This is a genomic window from Limnohabitans sp. 2KL-17, assembly GCF_003063415.1.
In the GTDB taxonomy this organism is placed as follows: domain Bacteria; phylum Pseudomonadota; class Gammaproteobacteria; order Burkholderiales; family Burkholderiaceae_C; genus Limnohabitans_A.
The window spans coordinates 125453-132628 of record NZ_NESK01000006.1; the positions used below are offsets into that span (position 1 = coordinate 125453).

Below are 7176 nucleotides of genomic sequence, written 5' to 3' on the forward strand. Positions count from 1 at the left end.
TCAAGTTTATATTCATGATGTTATTCATTCATAATGATGATACATAACGGGTGTTTGTATGAACCTATCCATCCCTGCCTCTTTTCGCAAGCTGGACCTGAATTTGCTCCGGGTGTTTGACGAAGTCATGGCCGAGCGCAGCCTGACGCGTGCTGCCCGCAACCTGTCACTGACTCAGCCGGCCGTGAGCAACGCATTGCGTCGCCTGCGCGATGCGCTGGACGACGAGCTGGTGCGCCGCCACGGGCATGGCATCGAGCCCACGCCACGGGCACTGGCCCTGTGGCCAAGCGTGCGTGAAGCGCTGCGCCAGCTGCAAGAAGCCATCGTGCCCAGCCTGTTTGTGCCGAAGGAGGCCAGCAGCACCTTCATCTTGACCATGGCCGATGCCACGGCCGCCGAGTTGATGGGCGGGCTGGCCCAGCGGCTGCAAACCCAAGCGCCCGGTGTTTCGCTGCGCGTGGTGCCGCTGACCACGCGCGATCCGCGCGCCCTGCTGAGCGATGGCGCGGCCGACATCGCGCTAGGCTACTTTCCCGCCGTGTTGACGGATTTGACCGGGCATGCGCAGGCCGGCGAAGCCGTGTCTTTTGAACACCAGCGCCTGTATGCGGGTGAATACGTGTGTGTGATGCGACAGGGCCATCCATTGGCCAACCAGCCCATGACGCTGGATGCCTATTGCGCAGCCCGCCATCTGCTGGTGAGCTTTTCCGGACGCCCCTACGGCTTTGTTGACGAAGCGCTGGCCACACACGGGCGACAACGGCGGATTGTTTTGACCGTGAACCAGTTTTTCACTGCTGGGCAAGTGGTGGTCAATTCCGACTTGCTCACCGTTTTACCGCGTCACTTTGTGCCCACCACGGGCATGGGCGATCAACTCATTTTGCGTGAGTTGCCACTGAATGTGCCACCTGTCCATGTGGAGGCTTTGTGGCATCGGCGGCTGCAGCACGACAGCGCACACCAATGGCTGCGCGAACAACTGCTGCAGGTGGCGCAAGCTGCTTTTGCCGTGGAAGGCGCGCCATGAAAATTCAACTGCTCTCGGACCTGCACTTGGAGTCCCACCCCGACTTCATGCCCAGCCCCGCACCAGGCGCCGATGTGCTGGTGCTGGCGGGCGACATTGGTTCGTACCAAACCGGCTCGGCCCTTGAGGCAGCGGGCGATGGCGACTTCGGACTGGCCCGCTTTTCTCCGCTGCACGGCTGGCCCACGCCCGTGCTGTTTGTGCCCGGCAACCACGAATACGATGGCCTGGACTTAGACGAAGCCCACACCCGTTTGCAAGAAACCTGTGCGCGGCTGGGCATCACCTGGCTGGAGCGCGAAGTGCTGCAGCTGAATGGCGTGCGCTTTGTGGGCACCACGCTGTGGACAGACTTTGACGCGCTGGGCCCGCTGGCTGGCAAAGCCCTGCCCGACAAATTGCCCGCACATTACAGCCACCCCAACAGCCAATACACCCGCCAGCTCAAGGCCCGCGAAAAAGCGTTTCGCGCCGCCAACTATTACCTGCGCAAAACCGCCACCACCCGCGAGGGACAAGCCTGGCTGGCGCAAGGCATGCGTGAACAAGCGCTGCTCTGTCAGGACTGGCTTGGCGATGTGCTGAACACCCCGTTTGACGGCACCACGGTGGTGGTCACCCACTTTGCCCCCAGCTTGCACAGCGCCGATCCCCGCTATGGCCATGTGCCCGGCACGGCAGGCTTTTGCAACGCGCTCGATGACTTGTTGCCTCACGCGCAGCTCTGGCTGCATGGCCATCTGCATTGCCCAAGCGACTACGCCCTGCAGGGTTGCCGCGTGGTGGCCAACCCGATGGGCTACGCCCGCAAAAACGAACAATTGCACTTTCAAAGCCAGCTGGTTCTGGAGGTCTGAGGGGCAGGGTGCGCGGGTCACAACAGCCTTGTCACCCTCGGGTGAATGGCATCGGGTTTTATGACCTAAGTCAAGGCAGATCACGCAAGCCAGGTTTAACGTCAGGGCTTGTTTGATCCACAACAGGAGACCCTGATGAAAATCTTATTGGCCGTTGATGGCAGTGAATACACCAAAAAAATGCTGGCCTACCTGACCACGCACGATGAACTCTTCAGCGCCAGCAACAGCTACACCCTGGTGACCGTGCAAGCCCAGTTGCCCCCCCGTGCACGCGCCGCTGTGGGCAAGGAAATGGTCGACGCCTACCACCGCGACGAAGCTGAAAAAATACTCGGCCCAGTCACCAAATTCCTGTTGCGACACGGCATCGATGCCAAAACCATCACCAAGGTCGGCCATGCAGGCGAGCTCATCTCGAAAACCGCCGACAGCGGCAAATTTGACCTGGTGGTGATGGGCTCGCACGGCCACGGCACCCTGGGCAACCTGGTCATGGGCTCGGTCGCCACCCAGGTGCTTGCGCACTGCAAAGTGCCGGTGTTGCTGGTCCGCTGAAAAGGCTGGGTCAGCGCGCGCTCAGACCGTCAAAGCAGGTGCTCATCACCATGTCGAGGATCTGAGTTTCGGTGTGTTGCTCGCCCATTTTCAGGAACTCCAGCACCGGATCGCAAGCGCGGGCAAACAAGGTGTAGAGCACCGCCACGGCTGGCAGTGACGGGTTGAGTCGCCCCTGGGCCTGGGCCTCTTCGATCCAGGCACCCAATGCGTCACTGACCTGCATCAACCCGTCCATGTAGTCCTTGCTGGCCATCAAGGTCGCGCGCAAGCTGGAGTTCTGGCTCGGCAAAGAGGGCATCAGGCCCTGGAGCTTGAGGCTCATGGTCCAACGGGTAACGGCCTTGAGTTTGTCCAGTGCCGCCAGATCGGCAGGCACAGACTGGATGAACGCTTGTGCTTTGCCCATGGCAGCAACCATGGCCGCACAAGCCAGCTCTTCTTTGCTCGTGAAATGCTTGTAAAGGCTGGCCTTGGCGATGCCCACTTCGGCGGCCACCTCGTCCACAGTCATGGCGTCAAAACCCTTTTCAGCCAGCAATCGGTTCACCGATTGAATGATCGCCATCTCTCTGGCGGCCAGCATTTGAATCTTGAAAGACTTTTTAGGCGGCTTCTGTGCGGTGGTGTTCATGTCTGGATTCTAGTCTGGCCGACCAAAAAAAAACCACTCAGTCACGCCCAGTTTCGATGACTTTGAAAAGCACCAGCAACGCTTGTTTTGGCTCGCACCCTGCGCGTCAGGCCTTTTGCAAACCTGCCACGCCCGATCGAATGGCCCACTGCGCTTGGGTCTTGAACACCCCATCGGCCTGCGCCGGGTTGGGGGTGGTCCGGAATTCGGCACGGATGCCCTCGGGTCTGACCTCCAGCAAGGTGTAGCCGCGTTCATCGGAGCGCGCGTGCAGGATGTCCGGGTTGCTGTCGCGGATTTGGGCCAGCAGTTTCTCCGACAAACCGCGTGACGTGACCGAGGTGGTCACCAACTCACTGGCCGCAACGGGCGAGCGCTCGTCGTTGGGCTGCACGCGCAACTGAGCGGCCACGTTCATGTGCACATCACCGCCCAGCAACACCACGTTTTGCACCCCGGCTTGGGCCACCGTCCCCAAAAGTCTGGCGCGGGCTTGCGGATAACCATCCCAGCCGTCGGTAAAAGCGCTGCGGCCCAGGGGCGTGTTGACGCCACTCGAACTCATCTGGGTGGACTGTGCCACCAGCTTCCAGCGCTTGGTGCTGCCTGTCAGCCCCTCAGAAAACCACTGCTCTTGCGCCATGCCCAGCATGCTGCGCGATGGTTCGGCCAAGGCGTCGCAGCCCACCACGACGCGCCCGCCACCGCGCATCGGGTCCAGGCACGCCTGGTGGTCACGGTATTGGCGGCAGTCAAGCGTCCAGAGGTCGGCCAGCCGCCCCCAGGCCATGCGGTCATGAATGCGCATCTGGCTGGTGTTGACAGGGTCAGGCCCCAAACGCACCGGCATGTGCTCGAAATAGGCCTGATAAGCCGCAGCGCGGCGTCTCAAAAATACCTGCGGATCGGTGTAAGTGCGGTCCAGATCGTTGGCGTAATCGTTCACCACCTCGTGGTCGTCCCAGGTCATGACCCAGGTGTGCGCCGCATGGCAGGCCTGCAGATCGGCATCGGTTTTGTATTGCGCATGCCGGTCGCGGTATTCGTCCAGCAGCTTGGGCACGCCGCCCAGGTGCTTGCGCAGCATGTATTGCGGGTTGGAACTTTCGTAAATGTAGTCCCCGACAAACAGCACCAGGTCCAGCTCGCGGCTGGCCATTTCGCGGTGCGCGGCAAAGTGGCCTTGCTCGTAATGCTGGCAAGAAGCGAGGGCGATGCGCAAGCGATCCACCGGGTCATCGGTGCCCGGACTGGTGCGCGCACGGCCCACCGGGCTGCTGGCAGAGCCGCACACAAAACGGTACCAATAAGGGCGCCCGGGCTGCAAGCCATTCGCCACCACATGCACGCTGTGGGCGCGGGCTGCATCGGTCTGCACGCGCCACTGGCGCACGGGCTGGCGCAAGGCCGCATCGGCAAACACCTCGCACACCACGACCACGGGCTGTGCCTTGATGGCGGCATCGGCGTCGGTAATGCGCAGGCGCGTCCACAGCACCACACTGCCAGGTTGAGGGTGTCCACTGGCCACGCCCAGGCTGAAGGGGTCCACTTGCCAGCGCGGGCCTTCGGCCGCGCCCGCTGCGCGCGTCAGTGCCTGCGCCTGTGCAGCAGGCGAAAGCCAGGGCACCATGGCCACAGCCAGGGCCATGCGGTGCCACGCGCGCCGGGACAGCCCTGGCCGCAGGTCATTGGTCGCTGGGTTCTCAAATTTTTTCATGGGGCAACTGTGCGGCAAAGACGCGTCAAGGGCGTGACAAAGTGCCGTTTTGGGCATGTTACCCGCCCGCCTGGCCCACCGACCTCAGGAGACAGGCCAAGGCCCCCGGGCACGGCACAATGGCCGACATGAATTTGCGCAAAGACAATTTGGACGGTTTGGCCGTGGGCATGCTGCTGGTTTGCTGCATGTTTTGGGGCTTGCAACAAGTGCTGGTCAAGGCCATTGTGTTGGAGGTGGCGCCACTGTTTCAGGCCAGCCTGCGCTGCATCGGTGCCAGTGTGCTGTTGTTGATCTGGTGCCGCGTGCGCGGTGTGCGCTTGTTTGAGCGCGACGGCAGCCATTGGGCAGGGCTGCTGGCGGGCGGGCTGTTTGCGGCCGAATTTGCCTGCATCTATCTGGGTTTGCTGCACACCTCGGCGTCACGCCTGACGGTGTTTTTGTACACCGCGCCATTCTGGGTGGCGGCGCTGGTGCCCCTGTTTGTTAAATCCGAACGCCTTAGCCCCATGCAGTGGCTGGGTCTGGCTTGCGCTTTTGTGGCCGTGGCCTTTGCCATGCGCGAGGGCATGGGCGCCCACACCGGCGAAGGCTTGACGGGCGACCTGCTGGGTTTGGCCGCCGGTGCGTTGTGGGGCCTGACCACCGTGTGCATTCGGGCCAACAACCTCACCCGTGTGAGCCCTGAAAAATTGTTGTTTTACCAAATCGGCACCACGGCGTTGACGCTGCCCTGGCTTTCGTTCGCATTGGGCGAAAGCTGGTCATTCGACTGGAGCCCCATGGCCTGGGGCTCGGTGCTGGCGCAAACCGTGGTGGGCGCATTTGCCAGCTACCTGGCCTGGATGTGGATGCTGGGGCGCTACCCGGCCACCAAGATTTCGGTGTTCGTATTTTTGACCCCGCTGTTTGCGCTGCTGTTTGGCACCTTGATGCTGGGCGAAGCCGCCTCGCCCACCCTGCTGGCCGCGTTGGGCCTGGTGGTGATTGGCATTGTGCTGGTCAACCGCAAGCCCACACAAGCGCTTTGAAAGCGGCAAACGCTCACGCCATCGCCACCCGTTTTTAGACACCTGCATTGCCCCCGCCCCCCCAAGAAGGAATCCCATGACCTACCAAGCCCTGCAAATCAACAAAGACGACGCCGGTTACCGCTGCACCCTGCAAACGCTGGATGACAGCGCTTTGCCCGAGGGCGATGTCACGGTGCAAGTGGCGTATTCCACCGTCAACTACAAAGACGGTTTGGCCATCACCGGCAAATCGCCCGTGGTGCGGAAGTTTCCACTCACACCCGGCATTGACCTGGCCGGCACCGTGACCGAAAGCCAGCACCCGTTGTTCAAAGCCGGTGACCTGGTGGTGCTGAACGGTTGGGGTGTGGGCGAAAGCCACAGTGGCGGCCTCGCGCAAAAGGCGCGCCTGAAGGGCGACTGGCTGGTCAAGCTGCCACCTGCCTTCACGCCACGGCAAGCCATGGCCATTGGCACCGCCGGCTACACCGCCATGCTGTGCGTGATGGCGCTGCAAAAGCACGGCGTCACGCCAGCCAGTGGCCCCATTTTGGTGACCGGCGCCGGTGGCGGCGTGGGCAGCGTGGCGATCGCCCTGCTGGCCAAACTGGGTTTCAGCGTGGTGGCGAGCACCGGCCGCCCACAAGAGGCCGACTACCTGCGCCAGCTGGGTGCGGCCGACATCATCGACCGGGCCGAACTGTCTGCCCCTGGCAAACCACTCGCCAAAGAGCGCTGGGGCGGCGTGGTCGACACCGTGGGCAGCCACACCTTGGCCAATGCCTGCGCCAGCACGAAATACGGCGGCGTGGTCACCGCCTGCGGCTTGGCCCAGGGCATGGACTTTCCCAGCTCGGTCGCCCCTTTCATCTTGCGTGGCGTGACGCTGGCCGGCATCGACAGCGTCATGGCCCCGCGTGCCGTGCGCGAAGCCGCCTGGGCACGTTTGGCGCAAGACCTGGACACAGCCCAACTGGAGCGCATGACCCGCGAAGTGGGTCTGGCCGAGGCCATTGACTTGGGCGCACAGATTTTGGCGGGACAGGTGCGGGGGCGGGTGGTGGTGGACGTGAACCGCTGACGCGCTTGGAACAGGGCGGTGCCTGGTTACAGAGCTGGGCGGGGAGCGGCAAGGCAAGGACGGCAACCTGGACGATCTGCGCCGCGTACGAGCACAAACAGGGTTGCAAACAGGATATGTGGTCTAGCAGGCTGCTGAAATACTCCCATGTTTAGGTCCACGCCGAGCCCCTGAGAAACGTTAATTGTTGAGCAACTACACGGACACATGATGCGCGGCGCTGACACCTTCACCGAGAGCCTTTTCACGATGCGTCATTTGGACGATTCCTACCAGC

7 protein-coding genes are annotated in these 7176 nt (G+C 62.3%); 5 read left to right on the forward strand and 2 right to left on the reverse strand.

Annotation, left to right across the window (positions count from 1 at the left end):
- Positions 1-58 precede the first annotated feature (58 nt).
- The 3 genes from B9Z45_RS04375 (at position 59) to B9Z45_RS04385 (ending at position 2451) form a co-directional block, all read left to right on the forward strand.
- Positions 59-1036 carry a LysR family transcriptional regulator gene (locus tag B9Z45_RS04375; RefSeq protein ID WP_199221845.1) on the forward strand — a complete coding sequence of 326 codons (978 nt, stop codon included), beginning with the start codon at positions 59-61 and terminating at the stop codon, positions 1034-1036.
- Entirely contained in the window at positions 1033-1893 is an 861-nt protein-coding gene (locus tag B9Z45_RS04380) for a metallophosphoesterase (RefSeq protein WP_108406003.1), read from the forward strand. Before B9Z45_RS04375 ends, B9Z45_RS04380 begins: the two co-directional genes overlap by 4 nt.
- A gap of 135 nt (positions 1894-2028) precedes the next feature.
- The gene (locus B9Z45_RS04385; protein ID WP_108406004.1) at positions 2029-2451 is read left to right on the forward strand and encodes a universal stress protein; all 423 of its coding nucleotides are present in this window, start codon (positions 2029-2031) and stop codon (positions 2449-2451) included.
- A 10-nt stretch (positions 2452-2461) separates the two neighbouring features.
- On the opposite strand, the gene B9Z45_RS04390 is transcribed toward B9Z45_RS04385, so the two are convergent.
- Positions 2462-3085: a TetR/AcrR family transcriptional regulator gene (locus B9Z45_RS04390; RefSeq protein ID WP_108406005.1), complete on the reverse strand. Its 624-nt coding sequence runs from the start codon at positions 3083-3085 to the stop codon at positions 2462-2464.
- Positions 3086-3191: 106 nt separating this feature from the next.
- The gene (locus B9Z45_RS04395; protein WP_108406006.1) at positions 3192-4805 is read right to left on the reverse strand and encodes an alkaline phosphatase; all 1614 of its coding nucleotides are present in this window, start codon (positions 4803-4805) and stop codon (positions 3192-3194) included.
- A 128-nt stretch (positions 4806-4933) separates the two neighbouring features.
- Between B9Z45_RS04395 and B9Z45_RS04400 the strand changes: the two genes are divergently transcribed.
- Both B9Z45_RS04400 and B9Z45_RS04405 read left to right on the forward strand, forming a co-directional pair.
- Positions 4934-5836: a DMT family transporter gene (locus B9Z45_RS04400; protein ID WP_108406026.1), complete on the forward strand. Its 903-nt coding sequence runs from the start codon at positions 4934-4936 to the stop codon at positions 5834-5836.
- A gap of 76 nt (positions 5837-5912) precedes the next feature.
- Complete coding sequence (locus B9Z45_RS04405) at positions 5913-6899, forward strand: MDR family oxidoreductase (RefSeq protein WP_108406007.1); 987 nt, start codon at positions 5913-5915, stop codon at positions 6897-6899.
- Positions 6900-7176 lie beyond the last annotated feature (277 nt).

What these genes read in the sequence shown, in the direction of transcription:
- B9Z45_RS04380 (WP_108406003.1), top strand. Translation starts at nt 1,033, where the DNA reads ATGAAAATTCAACTGCTCTCGGACCTGCACTTGGAGTCCCACCCCGAC.
- B9Z45_RS04390 (WP_108406005.1), bottom strand. Translation starts at nt 3,085, where the DNA reads ATGAACACCACCGCACAGAAGCCGCCTAAAAAGTCTTTCAAGATTCAA.
- B9Z45_RS04400 (WP_108406026.1), top strand. Translation starts at nt 4,934, where the DNA reads ATGAATTTGCGCAAAGACAATTTGGACGGTTTGGCCGTGGGCATGCTG.
- B9Z45_RS04385 (WP_108406004.1), top strand. Translation starts at nt 2,029, where the DNA reads ATGAAAATCTTATTGGCCGTTGATGGCAGTGAATACACCAAAAAAATG.
- B9Z45_RS04375 (WP_199221845.1), top strand. Translation starts at nt 59, where the DNA reads ATGAACCTATCCATCCCTGCCTCTTTTCGCAAGCTGGACCTGAATTTG.
- B9Z45_RS04395 (WP_108406006.1), bottom strand. Translation starts at nt 4,805, where the DNA reads ATGAAAAAATTTGAGAACCCAGCGACCAATGACCTGCGGCCAGGGCTG.
- B9Z45_RS04405 (WP_108406007.1), top strand. Translation starts at nt 5,913, where the DNA reads ATGACCTACCAAGCCCTGCAAATCAACAAAGACGACGCCGGTTACCGC.